This is a genomic window from Gordonia sp. KTR9 (genome assembly GCF_000143885.2).
Lineage (GTDB): Bacteria > Actinomycetota > Actinomycetes > Mycobacteriales > Mycobacteriaceae > Gordonia.
Genome location: NC_018581.1, coordinates 5,085,553 through 5,106,870, shown reverse-complemented (window position 1 = coordinate 5,106,870; position 21,318 = coordinate 5,085,553). Strand labels below are relative to the sequence as shown.

At 67.9% G+C, this 21,318-nt stretch carries 20 protein-coding genes and 3 pseudogenes; 10 read left to right on the top strand and 13 right to left on the bottom strand.

Going from position 1 to position 21,318, the window contains the following annotated elements; all coding sequences use genetic code 11:
- The first annotated feature begins 42 nt into the window (after positions 1–42).
- The 3 genes from KTR9_RS23565 to KTR9_RS23555 are packed head-to-tail and all read left to right on the top strand — an operon-like array spanning position 43 to position 3,095.
- Positions 43–1,275: an acyl-CoA dehydrogenase family protein gene (locus KTR9_RS23565; RefSeq protein WP_014928468.1), complete on the top strand. Its 1,233-nt coding sequence runs from the start codon at positions 43–45 to the stop codon at positions 1,273–1,275.
- Positions 1,272–2,288, top strand: a complete 1,017-nt coding sequence (locus KTR9_RS23560; RefSeq protein WP_014928467.1) for a phosphotransferase family protein — start codon at positions 1,272–1,274, stop codon at positions 2,286–2,288. Before KTR9_RS23565 ends, KTR9_RS23560 begins: the two co-directional genes overlap by 4 nt.
- Positions 2,289–2,348: 60 nt before the next feature.
- A complete protein-coding gene (locus KTR9_RS23555) occupies positions 2,349–3,095 on the top strand; it encodes an SDR family NAD(P)-dependent oxidoreductase (protein ID WP_014928466.1) in 747 nt (248 codons plus the stop codon).
- A 27-nt stretch (positions 3,096–3,122) separates the two neighbouring features.
- Here KTR9_RS23555 and KTR9_RS23550 read toward each other — a convergent pair whose 3' ends face one another.
- Positions 3,123–3,833, bottom strand: coding sequence for a histidine phosphatase family protein (locus tag KTR9_RS23550; RefSeq protein WP_014928465.1), 711 nt, complete (start codon positions 3,831–3,833; stop codon positions 3,123–3,125).
- An 84-nt stretch (positions 3,834–3,917) separates the two neighbouring features.
- Here KTR9_RS23550 and KTR9_RS23545 point away from each other — a divergent pair, with 84 nt between their 5' ends.
- Positions 3,918–4,334: a VOC family protein gene (locus KTR9_RS23545; protein ID WP_014928464.1), complete on the top strand. Its 417-nt coding sequence runs from the start codon at positions 3,918–3,920 to the stop codon at positions 4,332–4,334.
- Positions 4,335–4,360: 26 nt separating this feature from the next.
- On the opposite strand, the gene KTR9_RS23540 is transcribed toward KTR9_RS23545, so the two are convergent.
- Positions 4,361–5,437: a sigma-70 family RNA polymerase sigma factor gene (locus KTR9_RS23540; RefSeq protein ID WP_014928463.1), complete on the bottom strand. Its 1,077-nt coding sequence runs from the start codon at positions 5,435–5,437 to the stop codon at positions 4,361–4,363.
- Positions 5,438–6,116: 679 nt separating this feature from the next.
- Here KTR9_RS23540 and KTR9_RS23535 point away from each other — a divergent pair.
- Entirely contained in the window at positions 6,117–7,280 is a 1,164-nt protein-coding gene (locus tag KTR9_RS23535) for an ROK family transcriptional regulator (RefSeq protein ID WP_014928462.1), read from the top strand.
- Between the two features lie 36 nt (positions 7,281–7,316).
- On the opposite strand, the gene KTR9_RS23530 is transcribed toward KTR9_RS23535, so the two are convergent.
- Together KTR9_RS23530 and KTR9_RS23525 are read right to left on the bottom strand one after the other, a co-directional pair.
- Positions 7,317–8,162, bottom strand: coding sequence for an ABC transporter permease (locus KTR9_RS23530; protein ID WP_014928461.1), 846 nt, complete (start codon positions 8,160–8,162; stop codon positions 7,317–7,319).
- Positions 8,162–9,196, bottom strand: a complete 1,035-nt coding sequence (locus KTR9_RS23525; RefSeq protein ID WP_010843106.1) for an ATP-binding cassette domain-containing protein — start codon at positions 9,194–9,196, stop codon at positions 8,162–8,164. Before KTR9_RS23525 ends, KTR9_RS23530 begins: the two co-directional genes overlap by 1 nt.
- Before the next feature lie 281 nt (positions 9,197–9,477).
- Between KTR9_RS23525 and KTR9_RS23520 the strand changes: the two genes are divergently transcribed.
- From KTR9_RS23520 to KTR9_RS23505, 4 genes are read left to right on the top strand one after another with little or no spacing between them, the layout of a single operon-like run.
- Complete coding sequence (locus tag KTR9_RS23520; protein WP_014928460.1) at positions 9,478–9,879, top strand: TOBE domain-containing protein; 402 nt, start codon at positions 9,478–9,480, stop codon at positions 9,877–9,879.
- The gene (modA, locus tag KTR9_RS23515) at positions 9,876–10,640 is read left to right on the top strand and encodes a molybdate ABC transporter substrate-binding protein (protein ID WP_014928459.1); all 765 of its coding nucleotides are present in this window, start codon (positions 9,876–9,878) and stop codon (positions 10,638–10,640) included. The genes KTR9_RS23520 and modA overlap by 4 nt, the downstream gene beginning before the upstream one ends.
- Positions 10,641–10,693: 53 nt before the next feature.
- On the top strand, positions 10,694–11,461 hold the full coding sequence (locus tag KTR9_RS23510; protein ID WP_014928458.1) for an ABC transporter permease: 768 nt from the start codon (positions 10,694–10,696) through the stop codon (positions 11,459–11,461).
- Positions 11,458–12,552: a sulfate/molybdate ABC transporter ATP-binding protein gene (locus tag KTR9_RS23505; protein ID WP_014928457.1), complete on the top strand. Its 1,095-nt coding sequence runs from the start codon at positions 11,458–11,460 to the stop codon at positions 12,550–12,552. Before KTR9_RS23510 ends, KTR9_RS23505 begins: the two co-directional genes overlap by 4 nt.
- Positions 12,553–12,562: 10 nt before the next feature.
- On the opposite strand, the gene KTR9_RS23500 is transcribed toward KTR9_RS23505, so the two are convergent.
- The 4 genes and pseudogenes from KTR9_RS23500 to KTR9_RS28165 form a co-directional block, all read right to left on the bottom strand.
- On the bottom strand, positions 12,563–13,486 hold the full coding sequence (locus KTR9_RS23500) for an adenylate/guanylate cyclase domain-containing protein (RefSeq protein WP_014928456.1): 924 nt from the start codon (positions 13,484–13,486) through the stop codon (positions 12,563–12,565).
- A gap of 65 nt (positions 13,487–13,551) precedes the next feature.
- Positions 13,552–14,109 (bottom strand): annotated as a pseudogene (locus KTR9_RS26600) (MFS transporter); the annotation flags it as partial.
- A gap of 82 nt (positions 14,110–14,191) precedes the next feature.
- Positions 14,192–14,476, bottom strand: a pseudogene (locus KTR9_RS27770) (MFS transporter); the annotation flags it as partial.
- Positions 14,443–14,730: a hypothetical protein gene (locus KTR9_RS28165; RefSeq protein WP_274518053.1), complete on the bottom strand. Its 288-nt coding sequence runs from the start codon at positions 14,728–14,730 to the stop codon at positions 14,443–14,445. The pseudogene KTR9_RS27770 and the gene KTR9_RS28165, both read right to left, overlap by 34 nt.
- 122 nt (positions 14,731–14,852) lie before the next feature.
- On the opposite strand from KTR9_RS28165, the gene KTR9_RS23490 reads away from it, so the two are divergent.
- A complete protein-coding gene (locus KTR9_RS23490) occupies positions 14,853–16,193 on the top strand; it encodes an FAD-dependent oxidoreductase (RefSeq protein WP_014928453.1) in 1,341 nt (446 codons plus the stop codon).
- Between the two features lie 23 nt (positions 16,194–16,216).
- On the opposite strand, the gene KTR9_RS23485 is transcribed toward KTR9_RS23490, so the two are convergent.
- From KTR9_RS23485 to KTR9_RS23465, 5 genes and pseudogenes are all read right to left on the bottom strand, one after another.
- Complete coding sequence (locus KTR9_RS23485; protein ID WP_014928452.1) at positions 16,217–17,266, bottom strand: alcohol dehydrogenase catalytic domain-containing protein; 1,050 nt, start codon at positions 17,264–17,266, stop codon at positions 16,217–16,219.
- A gap of 2 nt (positions 17,267–17,268) precedes the next feature.
- Positions 17,269–18,306, bottom strand: a complete 1,038-nt coding sequence (locus tag KTR9_RS23480; RefSeq protein ID WP_044508241.1) for an NADP-dependent oxidoreductase — start codon at positions 18,304–18,306, stop codon at positions 17,269–17,271.
- Between the two features lie 52 nt (positions 18,307–18,358).
- Positions 18,359–19,426, bottom strand: coding sequence for an MBL fold metallo-hydrolase (locus KTR9_RS23475; RefSeq protein ID WP_014928450.1), 1,068 nt, complete (start codon positions 19,424–19,426; stop codon positions 18,359–18,361).
- A complete protein-coding gene (locus tag KTR9_RS23470) occupies positions 19,423–19,758 on the bottom strand; it encodes an EthD family reductase (RefSeq protein ID WP_014928449.1) in 336 nt (111 codons plus the stop codon). Before KTR9_RS23470 ends, KTR9_RS23475 begins: the two co-directional genes overlap by 4 nt.
- 19 nt (positions 19,759–19,777) lie before the next feature.
- Positions 19,778–21,270 (bottom strand): annotated as a pseudogene (locus KTR9_RS23465) (class I adenylate-forming enzyme family protein).
- Between the last annotated feature and the right edge of the window lie 48 nt (positions 21,271–21,318).

The window sequence follows — 21,318 nt, the reverse complement described above, 5'->3', positions numbered from 1 at the left end:
AGCGGGCTGAACCGATACCGGCCCATGCGTTAAGGAGTCACCATGCCCATAGATCTTCGTCACGACGACGATGTGCTCGATGTGGTCGCGAAGACCGAGACCTTTGTCCGCGACTACGTCCTGCCGATCGAGGACGAGGCGGTGGGCGACATCACGGCCGCTGGTGGTGACGACATCCGCCGCGAGATGAATGCGAAGGCCAAGGAGGCCGGGATCTTCGGGCCCCACGCACCGGTCGAGTTCGGCGGACTGGGTCTCAACATGTGCGACCGCGCTCCGGTGTTCGAGGCGGCGGGCTACTCGACGTTCGGTCCGATCGCGCTGCACATCGGCGCTCCCGACGAGGGCAACGTGCACATGCTCGCCCACATCGCGAGCGAGGAGCAGCGGCAGAAGTACCTCGCTCCGCTCGCGGCGGGTGACGTCCGTTCGGCCTTCGCGATGACCGAACCCGCACCCGGTGCCGGCTCGGATCCCAGCGCACTGCGCACGGAGGCTGTTCGGGTCGACGGAGGCTGGAAGATCAACGGCGACAAGCACTTCATCACCGGAGCCGATGGTGCCGGGTTCTTCATCATCATGGCGCGGACCTCGGGGGCGCCCGGTGACCGCGGCGGGGCCACGATGTTCCTCGCGCCCGCCGACACCCCCGGGTTGTCCGTCGGTCGTCACATCAACACCATCGACAAGGCGATGATCGGTGGTCACTGTGAGGTGACCTTCACCGATGTCTTCGTTCCCGACGAGGACATCCTCGGCGAGGTGAACGAGGGCTACCGCTACGCGCAGGTCCGGCTCGGACCCGCCCGCATGACCCATGTGATGCGATGGCTCGGTTCGGCAAAGCGCTGCCAGGACGTCGCCGTCGACTATGTCTCGCGCCGTGAGGGATTCGGCGGACGCCTCGGAGACCTGGGCATGATCCAGCAGCTCGTCGCCGACAACGAGATCGATCTGGCGGCCACCCGCGCGTTGCTGCTGAAGGCCTGTCACGAGCTCGATCTGGGCAACCACGCCTCCGACGAGACGTCCATCGCCAAGACCTTTGCGGCCGAGGCGTATTCGCGGATCGCCGACCGCAGCATCCAGATGTGCGGAGGCCTCGGCGTATCCGCCGATCTGCCGCTGGCCCGCCTGTCGCAGGAACTCCGGCCGTTCCGTATCTACGACGGCCCGTCCGAGGTCCACCGGTGGGCGATCGCCCGTCGCGCCGTCGGGCGCGCGAAGAAGGCCCAGCAGGCGCTCGAGGCCAAGGCATCGGCGGGTGCCCGATGACCGCCGTGGATGCCGCGCTGGACCGAGACCGCCTGCGCCGGTTGCTGATCGACAACGGTGTCGAACCCGCCGGTGAACTCGCGATCGATCTCATCAGCGGCGGCAAGTCCAATCTCACCTACACCGTCACCGACGGGGTCACCACCTGGGTGGCGCGCCGGCCGCCGACCGGTGGGCTCACCCCGTCCGCTCACGACATGGGCCGGGAGTGGGCGGTCACCAGCGCGCTGCAGTCGACGTCGGTCCCGGTCGCGCGGACCGTCGCCTTCGATGCCGACGGTTCGACCATCGGCGCACCGTGCACCGTCGTGGAATTCGTGGACGGCCGAGTCGTCCGGACCGCCGCCGATCTGGACGCGTACTCCGATGACGAGGTCGCACGCAATCTCGACGCCCTCGTGCAGACCCTCGCCGACCTGCACGCCGTGGATTATCGCGAGGTCGGACTCGGCGAATTCGGTCGCCCGGCCGGCTTCGCCGGGCGTCAGGTGAAATTGTGGGCGCGACAGTGGGGGCACGTGAAGACGCGCGAGCTACCCGATGTCGAGCGGCTCGTCGACGCGCTGGCCGCACGGGTTCCGGAGCAGGCGCGAGAGTCGGTGGTGCACGGCGACTTCCGTGTCGACAACACCATCATCGACGCCGACGATCCGGCGCGGATCGCGGCGGTCGTCGACTGGGAGATGTCCACACTCGGTGACCCGCTGACCGATGTCGCCCTGATGTGTGTGTACCGCACCGGCGCCTTCGACCAGGTCCTCGGGTTCTCCGCGGCCTGGACCAGCGATCGGTACGCATCGGTCGAAGAGATCGCGCAGAAGTACTCCACCGCAACGGGGTCCGATCTCGGTGACTGGGACTTCTATCTCGGGCTGGCCAATCTGAAACTGGGCGTGATCGCCGAGGGGATCACCTACCGCGCGCTCTCGGGCGCGTCGTCGGGCGACGGTGCCGAGAAGGCGGCCGAGGCCACGGCGACGTTCATCGCCGAGGGATTGCGCCACATCGGCTGATCGAAGCCGTGATGTCAGAACACACCGCGCGGGTTCGCGCGCAGTCGAGGGAGTGACCGCATGAGTGAGACGAGCAAGAACCGTTCCGCGTTGGTGACCGGTGCCTCGCGGGGGATCGGTGCGGCCATCGCCGACCGGTTCGCCGCCGACGGCTGGGACCTAACCATCAGTGCCCGCGGGCGAGAGGCGCTGGAGAAGAAGGCCGCCGAGCTTCTCGAGCGGGGTGCCGGGCGGGTGGAGGTCGTGCCCGCGGACATGACCGATGCCGATGCGATCAGCGCGCTCGGTACCGCGCATGCGGAGGCGTTCGGACGGTTCGACGCGTTGATCATCAACGCCGGCATGGGCTCGAAGGGCATGATCGCCGACCTCCCGGTCAAGCGCTTCGACCGCCTCTACCAGGTCAACGTTCGTGCCCCCTATGTTCTGCTGCAGTCGGCGTTGCCGGCACTGCGCGCGACCGCAGAGGCGCATGGATCAGCGAAAGTGATTGCCGTGGCGTCGATCACGGGTGTGTACCCGGAGCCGGAGCTGTCCGCCTACGGTGCCACCAAGGCGGCACTCATCTCGCTGTGCGAGACCTTCAACCTCGAGGAATCGCGCAGCGGGGTCAGCGCCACGACGATCGCACCCGGGTATGTCAACACCGACATGACCGACTGGCTCAAGGATCGCATTCCCGCCGACGAGATGATCACGGCCGACGACATCGCGGTGGTCGCTCACTCGATCACGCAACTGTCGCGGTTCGCGGTGCTCCCGAACGTCGTCATCACCCGGCCGGGGGAGAACCTGCACCGGGCGTAGGGTTCTGGCTCTGCTCTCGTACCTGCCTCAGCGGAAGGTGGCGATTCCGCCTTCGCGGTCCGACAGGTGACCGTGCTCGTTGAACGAGACCACCGAGACGCCGCTCCGGCCGACGATGAGTTTGCTGATCGAAGCGTTGACCATGGTGCGGGCCATCGCGGGCCAGGTGTCGTCTGGGATGCCCCACAACTGGGCGATCCACTGGGTGATGGTGCCGGCCGAGGAGACCACGAGCACCGTCTGACCCGAGCCGGCGAGTTCGGTGGCACGGGCGGCCGCGTCGGAGACGCGTGCCTTGAACTGGGGGTAGCTCTCGGCCGGGCCGCCGTCGAGGCCGGGGGCCGCGTCATGCTCGCCGGCCGCGATCCAGGCCGCGAGTCCCTTGTCGAGTTGTTCCTGATAGCTGCGGCCGTCGCGGTACATCTCCGGCGTGGCCTCGCCGACGAGCGCGGGCAGCGAGTACTCGTTCCAGCCCGGGTCGACGTGGGGGCGGGGCCGGTCGGTGGCGAACGCTCCGAGCACTCCGTCCAGCGTCTGCTGCTGACGGGGCAGGTCGCCACTGGCTGCGGCGGTGAAGGTGTCGATCTGCCCGGCGAGGAAGCCGCCGGACAGAGCGGCCTGTGTCGCCCCGGCGGTGGTGAGACCGCCGGGCCCGTTGCTCAGGTCATCAGTGGCGTCGGCGATGCCGTAGGCCAATGCGTTCGCCTGACCATGACGAACCAGATAGATCACACCCATGCCTGCACCCTATGTCGGCTTCGATGAGTTCGGGGCGCCGGGCCGGTCAGTACCACTGACCCCCGACATGTCTGGAGTGCGCCCGTGACGCCGATGCTGTTCGTCAACCTGCCCGTTGTGGACGTCGCGCGGTCGCGTCGGTTCTTCGGCACGCTCGGGTTCCGTTTCGATGAGATCTTCTGCGACGCCGGCAGTGCCTGCATGATGATCAACGACTCCGCGATGGTCGTGCTCATGCAGCACCGACGATTCGCGGGCTACGCGGCCGGAACGGTCGCCGATCCGTCGCGCGGTCGCGAATCATTGCTCGCGATCTCCGCGAACAGCCGCGCACACGCGGACCGACTCGCCGACGCCGCGCTCGGGTGCGGCGGCAGTGAACTCCGCGCGGCGGAGGATCTGGGATTCATGTACTGCCGCAGCTTCTGCGACCCGGATGGTCATGCCTGGGAGATCGTCTGGATGGACCCGTCGCAGATCCCCCAGACCCCCGACGACTGACCGCGGGACCGGAGAGGAGCGGGGGATCAGTGCCAGGGACTCGCCGCGGAGCGCGCCGGCGCGTCGTACGGGGTCGCCGGAAGCCCGAAGCGTGCGAACTCCGCCTCCAGGTCGTCGCTGAAGAAGGCGACGACATGGCTGACCTTCCCGGCCGTTGCGTCGATCTCGAGCACCTGTAGCTGGAACGGTCGGTGGACACCGTCGGGTTCGCGCATGTACAGCCCGTATGCAGGCTGTCCGTTTGCGGTGGTGGGCAGCATGATCTGATCGCCCGGCTTCTCGGCCGGGCAATTGTGGCGGATGAGGGTTCCGATGTTCTCGGCGCCCTGGTACCAACCGGTGAACGGCGGCATCTCCCAGATGGCTTTGTCGGTGAACAACTCGACCATGGCGTCGACGTCGTAGCGTTCGAAGGCCGACACGTAGCGGGCCAGCAGCTCACGTTTCGCGTTGTCGTCGAGCGTCGTCGCGGCTGCCTCGCCGACCGAGTCCTGTTGCGGCCGAGCGGTCTTGACCTGCTCGCGGGCCCGCTGCAGAAGACTGTTCACGGTGGCGGTGGTGACGCCGATGGTGTCGGCGACCTCGGCGGCGCGCCACTGCAGCACGTCGCGCAGGATGAGGACCGCGCGCTGCCTCTCGGGCAGATGCTGCAGAGCGGCGATGAACGCCAACCGAACCGATTCGCGGGCGCCGACCACGTATGCGGGGTCCGCATCGTCGCCGGGCGCGATCTCGTCGGCGGTGCCGGAATACGGTTCGAGCCAGGGCACCTCGTGGTTCTGCAACAGGTCGTCGGTCGGGTCGAAGGCGTCGCCACCGAGACCGGAGGGGAGGGGTCTGCGCTGGGAACTCTGCAGCGCCGTCAGACAGGTGTTGGTCGCGATCTTGTGCAGCCAGGTACGCACGGATGCCCGGTGGTCGAACTTCGCGTAGCCACGCCATGCCCGCAGGAAGGTCTCCTGGGCGAGATCCTCGGCGTCGTGATGGGACCCCGTCATCCGGTAGCAGTGCGCGATGATCTCACGGCGGAAAGGCTCGCTGACGTCGAGGAACTCGGCGTCGGTCACGGCGCTGGACTCAGCCGCTGGGCTCGTTGTGGTCATGCTCACAATCTACCGGGGTGCACCGACAGCCTCGACTCGAGTGGCCAAGCCGACCACGGTCCGCTTCGCCCTCGGTCCGCAGGTCGGGACGCCGGCCGCCGGGCGGGTTCGGATCAGGGTGAGTACAACCCCTGTCTGCGTCCACCCGGCGAGCCTATTCTCGCCGGTGGACGCGTGTGCTGCCGGTCCCCGACGCCGTCGAACGGGGGCCACACGGGCTTGCCGGTGCGGGGTCGCGTTGCTAGCTTGATCCGCATGACAAGTGCCGACCACAGGCTCACGGAGGTCACCTATGTGACCACCGCGCTGGGCTGTCGTCTGCCGCTTGCACGCGTTCTCTGTTGTTGCCGTCGAATGCGCTGACCGACCCCCGCCGAGTCAATCTCCTCCCCGGGGCGTCGTTTCTCGAGTCTCTTCTCAGAGCACCAGCTTCCGGCTTCCGCCCCGCGATCCGCGGGGTCTTTCGACGAGGACGATCATGACCACCACACTGCCCGAACTCTCCACCCGTACCCTGCGCAATGCCCCCGCCTCTCCTGTCCGGCGTCAACCGGTCACCCGCACGGTGCGTCGTGCTCAGCAGGGAACTCGCAAGCCCGTACCGTTGACTTCCGTACCGTCGACTCGGACCCCGCGTCCGGTGGCCGACCGTCGCGGACCAGTGAAGGGGGACCAGCGGGTGCACGTCGCAACGCCGCGCCTGGAGTTGTCGACCAAACCCGCGGCACTCGTCCTGAGGGCTGCCCGGCTGTCGGGACCGCTGTTCCGCGACGACGCGGCCGAGCGCACCGGGCTCAGCATCTCCACGGTCAACCGCCAGGTCAGCGCGCTGCTCAAGGCAGGTTTGATCCGTGAGCGGGCCGACCTCGCGCCCTCGGGTGCCATCGGACGTCCGCGGCTGCCGTTCGAGGTCAACATCTCCGAGTTCCTGACCCTCGGCATCCACATCGGTTACAAGGTCACCGCGATCACCACGCACGACCTGCTGCATCGCGTCGTGGGCGCCATCCAGATCCCGACTCCGCACGCGGACAACCCGGAAGAAGCGCTCACCGCGATCGGTGTCAGCGCACGGCGTTTCGCCGAGCGGTGGACGGGCCGGCGGGTGCTGTGGGTGGGTGTCGCACTCGGTGGGCGCGTGACCGACGGCGGTGTCGTCGACCATCCCCGGCTCGGCTGGGAGGGTGCGCCGGTCGGCCGGACGATCGCCGAGGCCGTCGGACTGCCGGTGTCGGTGGCGTCTCACGTCGAGGCCATGGCGGCCGCCGAACTCGTGCTCAACCCCGACGACCAGCAGTCGAGCTTCCTCTACTTCTACGCGCGCGAGATGCTCGGCATCGCGTTCAGTGTCGGCGGGACGGTGCACACGCCGACCGCGGGCCCGCCGGTGATCGGGCACTTCCCGACGGGTTCGACCACTCTCCTGGACCCGAACCGGACCGGTCGCCTCGAACCCGCGGTGAGCGACACCGGCGTCGTGGAAGCGGCTCGGGCGCTTGGCCTCTCGGTGACCGATGTCGAGGATGTCCATGCTCTCGCCCGCAGCGGCGACGTGACGGCCCGCCGTCTGCTCGAAGAGCGGGCGGAGGTGCTCGGACGCACGGTCGGGCTCATCGCCGACATCTTCAATCCGGACCACATCATCCTGGGCGGCCAGGCCTTCACCGACTATGCGGCCGGCCTGCCTACGGTGGCTCGCGCCGTGCGGGACACCTCGATCGTGCCCAAACGCGATGTGCGCGTCTCCCATTCGGGTGCAACCGTTCAGCAGCAGGCAGCGGGCGCCGTCTCACTCGACGCCATATACAGCGACCCGCTGCAGGCAATCACATTGACTGCCTGAGCGGGTCGCGTCGACGAACCTCGGTCGGGTGGTGGTCTAGTCCGAGGTGCGCTTGTTGTAGGCGCGCAGCGCGAACGGGGCGAAGACGAGCGTCAGCGCGACCGTCCAGATCAAGGTGGCGAGGACCGGATATTGCATGGGCAGAGCCGCGCCCGGTCCGAAAGCCGGTCCGTTGCCCCACAGCACACGCAACGCCTGCACCAGAGACGACATCGGATTCCATTCGGCGATCGTCTGCAGCCAGGTGGGCATCGGTTCGGTCGGGACGAACGCGTTGGACAGGAACGTGATCGGGAACAGGACCGAGAACATGAAGCCGTTGACGGCCTCGACCGTCCGCAGCCACGAACCGATCAGGATGCCGAACCAGATCATCGCGAAGCCGAAGAGCAGGAGCAGCGCGAAGGCGAGGACCGCCTCACCGAACGAACCCCGGATCCGCCAGCCGATGGCCAGGCCGGTCACCGCCATCACGACGATGCCGATCGAACTGTGGAGCAGGCTGGCGATACTGCGTCCGATCAACACCGACGACCGCTGGATGGGCAGCGACCGGAATCGGTCGATGATGCCCTTCTCGAGATCGGCCGTGATGCCGGTGGAGACGATGAACGCGGTGAACACGATCGTCTGGCCCATGATGCCCGGGAGCAGGAACTCCTTGTAGGAGGCCGAGTCGGTCTGGATCGACGCGCCGAACACGTACGCGAACAACAGCACGAACATGATCGGCTGGATGGTGACGTCGGAGAGCATCTCCGGCATCCGCTTGGTGTGGATCATGTTCCGCTTGACCATGATCCAGGCCTGTTGCCAGATCGTGGTCGGGTGGACCCGCGGCTTGTCCGCGACCACCGCGTGGGTGTGTGCCGTGGTGGTCATCAGGATCGCTCCTCGTCGGTGGTGTTGTCGGTGTCCTCGGCATTGCTGGACTCCTCGGCGCGGTGGCCGGTGAGGGAGAGGAAGACGTCGTCGAGGCTCGGACGGGAGAGCCCGAAGTCGTCGACGGCGATGCCGCTCTCGTCGAACCAGGCGGCGACGCGCGGAAGGTCGCCCAGGCCGCCGGCGGCGGTCGTCAGCCGGCGGGCCGCCACGTCGACGAACACCTCCGCACCGTTCTTGCGGAGCAGGGCCTCCGCGGCGGGCAGGTCGGCGGCGTGCGAGACGGTCAGCACCAGGCTGGCCGAACCGGCCTGTTCCTTGAGCTGCAGTGAGGTGCCGTGCGCGATGATCCTGCCCTTGTCGATGACGACGATGTCGTCGGCGAGCTGGTCGGCCTCCTCGAGATACTGCGTGGTGAGAAGCAACGTGGTCCCGTCGGCGACGAGCTCGCGCAGGACCTCCCAGAGTTCGGAACGGCTGCGCGGGTCGAGGCCGGTGGTCGGCTCGTCGAGGAACAGCACCGGGGGCGTGGCCAGCAGACTGACCGCGAGGTCGAGTCGGCGACGCATGCCGCCGGAGTACGACTTGACCTGTTTGTCACCGGCCTCGGCGAGGGAGAACTGTTCGAGGAGTTCTTCCGATCGGCGAGTCAGGGTCTTGCGTCCGATGCCGTAGAGGCCACCGATCATTCGCAGGTTCTCGCGGCCGGTCAGGATCTCGTCGACCGTGGCCGCCTGTCCGGTGAGGCCCATGTTCTGGCGGACCATCCCGGGTTGCTCGCGGACGTCGTAGCCGGCGATGCGGGCGGTTCCGCTCGTGGGTGGTGAGAGGGTGGTCATCATGCGGACGGTGGTGGTCTTGCCCGCGCCGTTGGGGCCGAGCAGTCCGAGTACCGAGCCCCGCGGCACGGTGAAACTGACGCCGTCGACAGCGGTGAAATCGCCGAAGCGTTTCACGAGGTCGATGGCCTCGATGGCGACGTCGGACGTCGCGACTTCTCCCGGTGCGGTGGCGGGAACTGTGATTGAGCTCATGATTCTCCACGGTATCTATGGGGTGTGACAGCCGCGACTGAATTTCGTGGCGTCCGGGTGACGTCGGGGAACAATTCAGGGCACCTTCGGGGTGTGGTGATCTTCTTCGAGAGGTCAGACCGTCCGCCCGCAGCGAATTCATCGGTTCTTCGACGACGAATCCGACGGCCGGATCGCATTCGAGCGTAGAACCTCAAGTTCACTTGAGGTCAATACTTCCAGAGTCCGATGATGCGGAGATATTGAGCGTTTATCGCCGCGTATGCGGGTAGGGTGTCGCGGTGACTGCTATTCGAATCAAAGACGCCGCCGTGCTGCTCGGCGTCAGTGACGACACGGTTCGGCGGTGGGTCGCCACCGGCGTCCTCGAACCCTCCGATGACGGGCCGGTCGCCACCGTCGACGGGGCACGACTCGCCGCCCTCGCCCGCGAGCGTGCGGTGGCACCGGACGACGGCGCGTCGGTGGGGCGCTCGGCGCGCAATCGGTTCACCGGTCTCGTCACCGATGTCCGCACGGATGCGGTCATGGCTCAGGTGACCCTGCAGTGCGGGCCGTTCGAGGTGACGTCGCTGATGAGTGCGGACGCGGTCCGTGAACTCGACCTGCGACCGGGCGTCGTGGCCACGGCCGTCGTCAAGGCGACGACCGTGATCGTCGAGACCAACCGGGAGAACAGATGAGGAGGTGTGCCGTCGCGGTCGCTGCCGCCGGGCTGCTGCTCACGGCTGGGTGTTCCGCCTCCGGCGGCGTGGGTGCCGTCTCCGGCGACTCCGCTGCAACGACTCTCGACGTCTCGGCCGCGGCGTCGCTGAAGGAGACGTTCACCGCGATCGCCGACGAGTTCGAGGAGCAGCACGACGGTGTCACGGTGCGGCTGTCGTTCGACGGCTCGTCGACCCTGGCCAACCAGATCCGGCAAGGTGCGCCCGCCGACGTGTTCGCCAGTGCCGACGAGAAGAACATGGACAAGCTCGGTGACCTCGCCATCGCCCCCGAGGTCTTCGCCACGAACACACTCGTGATCGTGACCGCGCCCGGCAATCCTCGCGGCATCAGATCCTTCGCCGATCTGAACAAACCCGACGTGACGACCGTCGTCTGCCAGTCGGCCCAGCCGTGCGGGGCGGCGACCGAGACCGTCGAACGCAACACCGGGATCACCGTCGACGCCGCGTCGGAGGAACAGTCGGTGAGTGCCGTGCTGACGAAGGTGACGACCGGGCAGGCGGACGCGGGCGTGGTGTACGTGACCGATGCGCGCGGCGCCGGTGACAAGGTGGCCACCGTGACCGACCCCGCCTTCGCGGCAGTGGTCAACTCGTATCCGATCGCGACTCTCACCGGCGCCGGGGACGTCGAACTCGGCACGCGGTTCGTCGAGCTCGTCCTGGGCGTGGACGGTCAGCGCATTCTGCGCGATGACGGTTTCGGTGCGCCGTGACCGTCCGTTCGTCGCTCCGGGCACGACGAGACCCCGCGGGCCTGCCCGGTTGGATGTACGGTCCGGCACTGATCGGCGTCGGGCTGATCGTCCTTCCTCCTGTGGCGCTGGTCCTCCGGGCGCCGTGGGGCACCTTCGTCGAGCAGATCTCGTCGTCCTCGTCGCTCGATGCGTTGCGACTGTCGCTGATCACCGCCACGTGCAGCACCGTCATCTGCCTGGTGGTCGGGGTGCCGATGGCGCTGATCTTCGCGCGACATGACGGTCCGATCATCCGGGTGCTCCGCGCGCTCGTGCTGCTGCCCTTGGTGTTACCGCCGGTGGTCGGTGGTCTCGCACTGCTGTACACCTTCGGCCGGCTCGGGATCGTCGGCGAACATCTGCACGCGGCCGGTGTCGACATCGCCTTCACGACAACGGCGGTCGTGCTCGCGCAGAGCTTCGTGGCGCTGCCGTTCCTCGTGATCAGCGTGGAAGGTGCGGTGCGTGTCGTCGGCACGCGATATGAGGAGGTCGCCGCGACCCTGGGTGCCGGTCCGACCCGGACGCTGTGGCGGGTGACGCTGCCGTTGGTCATGCCCTCACTCGTCGCGGGCCTGGTGCTCTCTTTCGCGCGGGCGCTGGGGGAGTTCGGTGCGACGATCACGTTCGCCGGGAACGCTTCCGGGGTGACCCAGACCGCGCCGCTGGCGATCTACGTGTCGGCCATCGACGACCCGCAGGCGGCGATCCCGTTGTCGCTCATCCTCGTCGCCGTGTCGCTGGTCGTCGTCGTGGGAGTGCACAGTCGCCGGCGTCGTGGTTGGGCGGGTGCGGTGTGAAGGACGATCTGCTGGTGTCCATCGACAACGCGGTGCCGTTCCTGCAGATCGCGCATCGGTTCGCCGCCGGTGGCACGTCTGCCGTCGTCGGGCCCAACGGTGCCGGCAAATCGACGATGCTGCGAGCGATCTCCGGATTGCTGCGTCCGGACGAGCCCAGTCGGATCATGCTCGGCGAGACAGTGTTCCGTGATCGTCGACGGTCGGTGCCGCCGCATCGTCGCGGGGTCGCACTGCTCTCGCAGGACGCGCGTCTGTTTCCGCACATGACCGTTGCGGAGAACGTCGCCTTCGCGCCGTCGGCGCAGCGGTTGTCGAGGGAGGAGGTCGGTGCGCGCGTGGATCGATGGCTCGGTGCCGCCGAGGTCGCCGATCTGGCCGACCGTGAACCACACCAGCTCTCCGGCGGACAGGCCCAGCGGGTCGCGATCGCCCGTGCGCTCGCCGCGGAACCGCGAATCCTGTTGTTGGACGAACCGTTCCGCGCCTTGGACGTCGACGTCGCGAGCCGGTTGCGGGCCTTGTTGCGGAATCTGCTGGCCGACCGGGGTCGGATCACCGTGATGGTGACCCACGATCCGGTGGATGCACTCGGGCTCGCCGACGAGATCATCGTCCTCGATTCCGGTCGCGTCGTCGAAACCGGAGCCACACGTGACGTTCTCACGCGTCCGTCCAGTCGGTTCGCGGCGTCGCTGTCGGGCCTCAATCTCTTCGTCGGCAGCATGGCCGGTCCCGACACCGTCGTCGACGCCGACGGCCGCCGAGTGGTCGGCTCGGTGGGGGACGGTCCTGTGGATGTGCCCGCTCCCGGCGCATCCGTTGCGGCCACGTTCTCGCCGCGGGCTGTCGCGGTCTACCTCGACGCCCCGCACGGCAGTCCGCGCACCGTCCTGCCCGCGACGGTCCGAGACGTCGTGCCCCGCGGGGATCACGCCGTCATCAGTACCGACGTCGGCGGCCAGGTCGTCGCCGCCGAGGTCACCTGGGCGGCGATAGCGGATCTCGGACTCGCCGCCGGTCTCGCCGTGCACCTCGTCATCAAGGCGAGCGAGGTGCGGATCAGCGTGGTCGGTCCGGGCTCGAGTTGATGGCGGTGGGTCAGTCGTTGAGCGGGCCGTCGCGGTGCGGCTCGAGAACGCGTGCCTTGAGGTGCTTGTATCCGCGAACACGGAGCGTCGGAATAGATTTGAGGAAGAATCGGTCGTCGTCTCGCAGTGCATCGGCGATCGTGTCGTCGACGAGGGTGGTTCCCGGCCTTGCCGAACTGGTGAGACGGGAGGCGATGTTGACCGGTTCCCCGAAGACGTCGCCGAGTCGGGTGAGCACCGCGCCGCGTGCCATGCCCAGGCGTAGCGGAGGGAGGTTGTCGTGGTCGGACAACTGATGGATCTCGAGGGCGGCGCTTGCTGCCGCCCCCGCGTCGTCGAAGGTGAACATCACGGCATCACCGAGTGTTTTCACCACGCGGCCACCGTGTTCGACGACCACATCGAAGGTGTCGTCCTCGAATGAGCCGAGGAGGGTTTCCAGGTCGTTCAGGTCGATACGACGGGAAAGGCTTGTGTAACCGACGATGTCGGCGAAACCGACGATGAGGTCGATCTCCTCGTCGGCGGAGTGGTCGGCGTGCCGCTCGATGGCCTGGGCCATGTGCCGACGCCAGATGAGCTGCTGGATCTGACCGAGGGCGACGCTCATCTGCTCCATGTCCCACGGGACAGCCGGATCGTCGGCGATGTCGCGGAGAAGGTCGGCCTGCCACTCGGCCAGCCGCGCCATGGTCTGGCCGATGGCCCGTGCCATCGCGATCTGCGTGGTCTCCGGCATTGCCGACGATGAGCTGGCGAAGACCTTCAGAGCTGTGACGTCGCGGTCGGAGAAGACCTTGTCCGACGAGGGGCGTCGGACGAATCCGAAAGCATTCCAGGCCTTCTCGGCGAACTCCGGGGACAATCCGAGTTCGGCGACCAATTCGTCGCGCGTGTGACGAGGTTGATCCCGATCACCCGACTCTTCGTGCATTCGACTTGCGTCCCCTCGCCGGCGTCGGCTCAGCATACCGGCATCCGGACGTGGTCGGGACGATCTCACCGAGATGGAGCGACCGCTGCGGCGGCTGCCGAGAGCGCGACCGCGACAGCGATCATGACGAACCCGATCGTGTACCCGACATCCGAGGGGGCGCCGGGGGAGTCGCTCCCGATCGCGACCAGGCTGGCCATGAGCGCCGCCCCCACCGCGCCGCCGACTGTCCGGATGTTGACGTTCATCCCGCTCACGGCACCGGTCTGCTCCGGCGGGACCGCCGCGATCACCAGGTTGGACACCGCGGAGAAGGCCAGTCCCAGCCCGACACCGACGATCGTGCACCAGAGGTAGATCAGACCGGCCACGGTGTGTGCCGCCGCGAGTGCCAGGTACCCGGCCGATGCGACGAGCGAGCCGCCGATCAGGAGTAGCCGGGCGCCGAATCGTCGGGTCAGCCGACCGGCGAGCAGTCCCAGCACGAACATTCCCGCCGAGATGGGCATGATCATCAGGCCGGCGATCGTGGTCGACGCGCCGAAGCCGAACCCGTCCGTCTCCGGCGACTGCAGGAATTGCGGCAATGCGGTGAACGCGGCGAACATCCCCACCCCGAGGAGGAAGGATGAGAGGGGTGTCCGATGAGCTCTTGCTGTCCGGGGTGATCACGATCGCCGCGCAGATCGACGCCGCTGTGATCACGACGAACGGCAGGCCGAACAACCACCCGGCGCCGAACGTGGACTCGATCGGTCCGGCGATGACGATCCCCATCCCGAACCCGACCGCGATCAATGCGGCGATCGAGCCGATCGCGCCTGCCACCCGCTCGGGAGGGAAGACGTCACGGACGATGCCGAACGCGGCGGGCAACAGACCGCCCGCAACTCCCTGGAGGACTCGGGAGACGATCATGATCGCCAGTGTCGACGCGAAGGCGGCCATCACGGTGCTCACGGCGAGAACCACGAGGGACCAGACGAACACGCGCTTGCGGCCGAACAGATCTCCGCAGCGCCCGATGATGGGGTACACACCGATGCCGACAGCAGAAATGACGTGAGGACCCAGGTGATGCCGACCGGATCGGTGCCGAGTTCCCGCTGGAGCGCGGGCAGCACCGGGATCACCACCGACTGCAGCATCGCCATCGACGAAACGCTCACCGCGAGGACGAGGAACGTCGGGCGGTGGGAGTGGCGGGTCGTATTGCTGCGGGGCGAGCCGGGTGTTGTTGACACCACATCGCGGGCTCCGTAAAGTTCAAGAACTGATATCAATTCAGTCGCGGCCCGGCCACGCGCGCTACTGCGGTCAAAGAGGCCCGATCCGGCCGCGCGAACGGCACGAGTGAGGGGAAGACATGAAAGACAACGGCTTCGACCTCCTCGTGATCGGCGCGGGCATGGCCGGGTGTACCGCGACGGCCAGGGCCGCAACGCAGGGGATGTCGGTGTGTCTGGTCGACGTCGCCGCCGACGTGGGCGGTTCGGCCCGGTACGCGGGATATGTGTGGACGATGCCCGACCACGAGGTGATGGCCGAGCAGAACCCGGACGGCGACCCGGTGCTCCGCCGGCGTCTGGTCGACGGGTTCGGTCCAGCGGTCGACTGGCTGCGCGTTCTCGGCGCCGATGTGGGCCCAGCGCAGCGAATCCTGAGCTATGGCCGCGGGCACCGGCTCGACACCAACCATTACGTCGACCTGTGCCGAAAGATCCTGCAGGACTTCGGTGGAGAGATTCTGCTCGGTGCGGACACCGAGGAGCTGACGATGTCCGGGGATGCCGTCGTCGGTGCCGTCGTCCGGACCGCCGATGGGGCGGCCCGGGAGATCCGGGCGGAGCACACGCTCATCGCCACCGGCGGATTCCAGGCCGACCCGGAACTCCGCGCGCGCTGCCTGCACCCCTCGGCGCGCACGATTGCGCTCCGGTCGAATCCGAACAGCCGGGGCGACGGGCACCGTCTCGCGACCGCTGCCGGTGCCGCCTTCGGCACTGCCGGGGCGGGCTTCTACGGCCACCTCATCCCCAGCGAGATCTCTTTCAGCGATGCGGATTACGTCGAACTCGCCCTCTACTACAGCGAACACGCACTGCTGTTCAACCTCGACAACAAGCGGTTCACCGACGAATCGCTCGCCGACCACCTGACGACGATGGAGCTGCTCGAGCAGCCGGAGGCGCGCGGCCTGCTGATCGGCGACGCGCGGGTCCACCGCGATTGGATGACGACGGCGTATGTCGAAGGTGCGATCGCGCCCGACAAATTCGCGCTGGCAAGCAAACGCGGTGGCCGCGTCGGAGTCGCGGAATCCCTCGACGAACTGAAGTACCTCCCCGAGGAGTGGGGTTACGACGGCTCGGTCATCGCCGCCGAGATCGAGTCGTACAACGCGAGTGTCCGCGACGGTTCCCCGTCGGTCCCTCGCGCGCTGGACGCGCTACCACTGGACGAGCCGCCGTATTACGTCGTCGAGACCGTCCCCGCGGTCACCTTCCCGTTCGTCGGCATCCGGACCGACGCGAATGCCCGCGTGACAGCCGAATCCGGTGACCCGATCCCGGGGTTGCTCGCCGCAGGGTCGGACACCGGCGGTCTCTGGCACCGCGCCTACGGTGGTGGGCTGGCGACAGCCCTGGTCTTCGGTCTCGCCGCGGCCGACACCGCTGCCTCGGCTGGGCTCCCGCGGGACGCGTAGCGGCTGCCACCTCCCGCGGGATCTCATCCGTTCGGACGCACCACGGCACGTCCGGCGACCTCGCCGCGTCGCAGCAGCTCATAAGCCCTCGGCACGTCCTCGAGCGCGAATTCGACCGTCTCCGCGGACAACCGACCGGACGCAGCGAGCTCGACGACCGCCGTCAGGTCCGAACGCGTTCCCCAGAACGGTGCACCCACCTGCCATCCCTGTGCGAGGCCGAGGTCTTTGCCGACGAGGACGCGTCCACCGGCGGTCCCGACCACCACCAGCCGTCCACCGGGGCCCAGGAGTCCGATGGCGGATTCCACCGTCGACGGTGCGCCGGCGAAGTCGATGACGAGGTCGGCGCCGCCCAGGCTCCGGACGGCCTCGGACGCCTCGCCGACTGATGCATGCGCGGCAACGCAACCCAGCGTCGACGCGAGTTCGCGTGCCTCCGGTCGCTTGTCGACGGCGATCACCGAGGCGACGTCCAGTGCCGAGAGGATCTGTACTGCCATGTGGCCGAGCCCGCCGATGCCGATCACGACCGCGACCGTTGATTCGTCGACGAGGTCGTGGTTCATCCGGATGGCGTGGAAGGCGGTCAAACCGGCGTCGGCCAGCGGAGCCGCGAGCGCCGGATCGAGGTCGCCTGTCGGCACGAGGACCTCATCCGACGGCACGAGCAGTTTCTCGGCGAGTCCGCCGTGGTGGCCAAGCCCGTTACCGATACGTGGCAACGGTGCGCCCGGGTTCCGTGCCAGTCGAAGGCAGTAGTTCTCGCGCCCGCGTACACAGTTGCGGCATCGCCGGCATGCCCAGATGCCGTGCACGACCACGCGCCGGCCGAGCCACGACTTGTCTGCCGACGGCCCGACCTCGATGACCGTCCCCGCGGCCTCGTGGCCGAGGGTCAGCGGGATCGGGTAATCGAAGACGCCGGCGCCGGTGTCCATCACGTGGATGTCCGAGAGGCACAGGCCCGCTGCGTCCACGCGGAGGAGAAGCTCGGTGCCGTTGGGCTGAGGGTCGTCGATCTCCCGGACCTCGACCGGGGCTCCCCATTGGACGAGTTGCACAGCCCGCATGATCAGTTCCTCTCACCCAGTGCGACGAGGGTCTTGCCGATGTGATCGCCGTGCAACATCGCGACCATGGCCGCCGGGGCGGACTCGAGACCGTCGAACACCCTCTCGTCGAAACGTATCCGTCCGGCGGCGAGGTGATCGCCGACTTCCTCCTGCATGGCGGGCGAAAGGTGGTTGAACGAGCCCGCCCGGTATCCCTCCATGCGGATGCTCTTCGAGACCAATTGAAACAGGTTGTGGGGACCGGGAACCGGGGCACCGGCGTCGTACCCGGAGATCGCACCGCAGACCGCGATCCTGCCACCTGACCGCAGCGCGTCGAGCGCGGCGGTCAGATGGCCACCGCCGACGCTGTCGAAGTACATGGTGATGCCCTCGGGTGCACACTCCTCGAGTGACTCGGTGAGCGGGCGTGCGCGATGATCGAACGCCGCGTCGAGCCCGAACGCGACGAGGAGATGGTCCACTTTCGACGGACGCCCCGCCGACCCGATGACGGTGGCCCCGCGCTGCCGCGCCAGTTGCGCGACCAGGCTGCCTACCGCACCCGCGGCCGCGGACACCCAGACCGTGTCGTCGGGGGCGACTCGCAGGATCTCGGTCACGCCGACGTACGCGGTGAGGCCGGAACTGCCGAGCGGACCCAGGAACCACTGGGCGGGAAAGCCGTGCGGAACGATCCGGGTGGGGGCGCCGTACCCGCCGAAGGTGCCTGCGTCGCCATCGAGGATCGCGAGATCGCGGTAACCCAGCGTGTGCGAGACCAATTCGCCCACCGCGAAATCGGGAGATCGGGAATCGACGACCTCGCCGAGGGCGAGCCCCGCCAGCGGCTCTCCGATGGCCAGTGGCGGGAGATATCCGTCCGGCGTCCGAGCGTGCAAGCGGATGCGCAGCGATGGGTCGATCGACAACCATGTGTTGCGGACCAGGACCTCGCCGTCGGCGAGCCGACGCACCGGCGTCTCGACGACGTCGAAGTCGTCGACATGTAGCGCACCCTCCGGCCGCCGAGCCAGACACAGCTGTCGGTTGCCCATCATTCGTACATCTCCGTTCGGTGGACTGCCGTGATCCGGTTGCCGCCCACGGTCAGCGGCCAGATGACATGCTCAGCCGGTGTGAACCGCGGGCGCTGAAGTACTCGACTCCCTCGCGCACCTCGACGCGCGCGTCCCCGCGGTCCACCAGCACGTCGAGATGTGCCATCGTCTCGCAGACGGCGATCAGTTGATTGAACGTGTCGAGGGCCTCGAAGGGGCGATCGTGTCGCGTCCACGTCAACCTCTGTGCGACCACGTGACCCGGTACCGGTTCGACCCGGTCGGCGAGAAGATCGATGATCTGACCGAACCGAAGCGCGTGATGCGCCAGCAGAACCTCTGCGCGGGGGCCGATCTTGCCGCCGACGGCGCCGTGCGCCGGCGCGATGGTGTGGTCTCGGTCGTCGACGAGTAGTTCGAGGGACCGGAGGAACTTCGCGAGAGGCAGCTCCCAGTCGCCGAGCTCGAAACCGACAGAGGGCGTGATGGTCGGCAGGATGTGATCACCGGTGAACGACAACCGATGATCTCGATCGTGGAAGACGATGTGTCCCTTGGTGTGGCCGGGAGTGTGAACTGCTTCGATGCGGCGTCCGGGAAGGGGGAGGAGTCCGGGCTCGAGCCAGCTGTCGGGTTGCTCCCAGTCCGCGATCGAGAAAGGTTCGTCGGCCGTCATCGCGTAGACGGTGTCGGCCAGCCCGGGCGCCCCGGCGCGCCGGACCTCGCGTAACGACGACTCGGGAACGTTGCTGTCGATGCGCGTGATCTCGGCGAGGCCCGGGGCCTCGGCCGCGCCCAGGTGGACGCGACACCCGTATCGCCGCCGAAGCTCCACCGCGAACGTGTAGTGGTCACGGTGGATGTGGGTCACGAAGACGTCGTGGATGTCGTCGGGGGTGTGCCCCAACGCCGACAGGGCTTCGGTGAGCTCGCGGTGGGTGTCCGGCCGGTGCCAGCCACCGTCGATGAGTGCGATCCCCGAATCAGTCTCGAGCGCATAGACGTTGACGGCTCTCAGGCCGTCCTGCGGCAGCGTGAGCGGAATCCGGTGGACCCCGTCGGCGACGGGATGGCAACCCGGTTCGAGCCACGTCGTCGGGGAGCGCCCGACGGTCACGACGTCGGTTCGGTCAGCGGCACCATGGTCACCTCGTCGCCGTACCAGATCATCCGACGCCCGCGCATCGCGCCGACGTGAGCGACCGCTGCCTTCCATTCCGGACTCGCGAGCGCGGCGTCGAGTGCTTCTCGCGACTCGAAGCTGAGCACCGACAGGCCGTCCCAGCCCGACGATCTCTCGTCGATACCCTCGACGATCTCGGTGTGCTGCCACCGGAGCAGGCCCGGCAGCGGATAGGTGACGTCGGCATGCTCGCCGCGCCACCATTCGATGAACTGGTCGTGGGTCCAGTCGCTGGGGCGCGAGGCAAGCACCATCAGGTTGAACATGTTTGCTCCTCTTGGGATTTCAGGCGGATCGGCCGGCGAGTCGGGTGGCCAGCGCGATGGCGTCGGGCCTGGAGAGCTTGCCGACGCGATTCTGCGGGAGGTCCTCGACGGCGAACACGTACTCGGGCCACTTGAACTTCGGGAAGCCGGACCGGTCGAGCTGGTCGGTGATCGATGCCAAAGTCATCTCGGCGCCGCCGGCGACGACGAGAGCAGCGGCGCGCTCTCCGAGCATGTCATCGGGCACGGGCACGACGCAGACCTGCACGACCCCCGGGATGCTCGCGATGGCGCTCTCGACCTCGTTGATGTCGATGTTCCGCCCGCCGCGGATGATGATCTGTTTCTGGCGTCCCATGACCTGGATGAATCCGTCGTCGGAGACTTCCACGAGGTCGCCCGTCGGCAGGAACCCGTCCTCGGTCAGTTCGGGCGGGTGCGGCTTCCCGTCGCGCGCGTAGCCGACGAACACGACGGGCCCCGGACCTGCGCATCGCCGATCCGTCCGGGGGGCAGCGGGGCTCCCGTCGCGTCGACAGCGCGGACCACCGTTCCGGGAAAGGGCCTGCCGTCCTTACCGAGTCGGCGTTCGGCCGGATCGGTGGGCAGCGGGGTCGTGTGTCCGAGGCACTCCGACATACCGAAGACGCGGAGGAACGTCGTACCCAGTGTCTGCTCGGCCTCGGACAGTGCGCGCACGTTCATCGGTCCACCACCGACGGTCATGGCGCGCAGCGCCGTCAGCGGGGTGTCGGAACCGTCGGCGATCGACAGCTGCAATGCCATGGTCGGCACCAGCATCGTCCAGGCGACCTCGTGATCGCGCATCGCGGCCAGCGCGCCCGACGGCGTCCATCGGTCGATGCAGACCATCGTTCCGCCGAGGAACGCGGGGAGATACATGCCGAAGCAGAACGCTGCGACCGAGGACAGCGGCACGAATGCCCCGATCGCGTCGCCTGCGCGCAGGCCGACGGCGTCGATGGTGCTCTGCGCTGCGTACCGGATCGCGTCCTCGGACTGCACAACGCATTTCGGGCGTCCGGTGGAACCGGACGTCATCGCGATGGCGGTTCCGCCTGACCAGCGTTCGACCCGTCCGTACTCCGGCCGGGCGAGCATCGTGCGCGACGATCCGGCGGACAGCCGGTGGGCGAAGCGCCCGTCGGCGGCGCCCCAGTGCGCAAGGACGTCGTCGTCGGCGATGACGACGTCGGGCGCGATGTCCTCGACCGCGAGATCGAATTCCGACGCCGTCGCGTGCGGACTCAACACGGCGACGAGCCCGCCGCGTAGACCGACCCCGACGGCACCGGCCAGCGTGTGCCACGTGTTGTCGGCCTGGACGATCACGGTGGGTGCGCCCGCATCGTGCCCGGCGAGCGCATCGGCGATCGACCGGGCGCGCTCGACGACATCCCCGAGGCGATGCTCCCCGAACCGGTCGATGACGGCGACCTGGTCCGGCGTCGCGGCGGCACGGTCGATCAGTTCTGTTGCCAGTGTCTTCATCTCACCTCATCTCCGAACATCTCCAACGTAACTCCTCGTCCGGCGCCC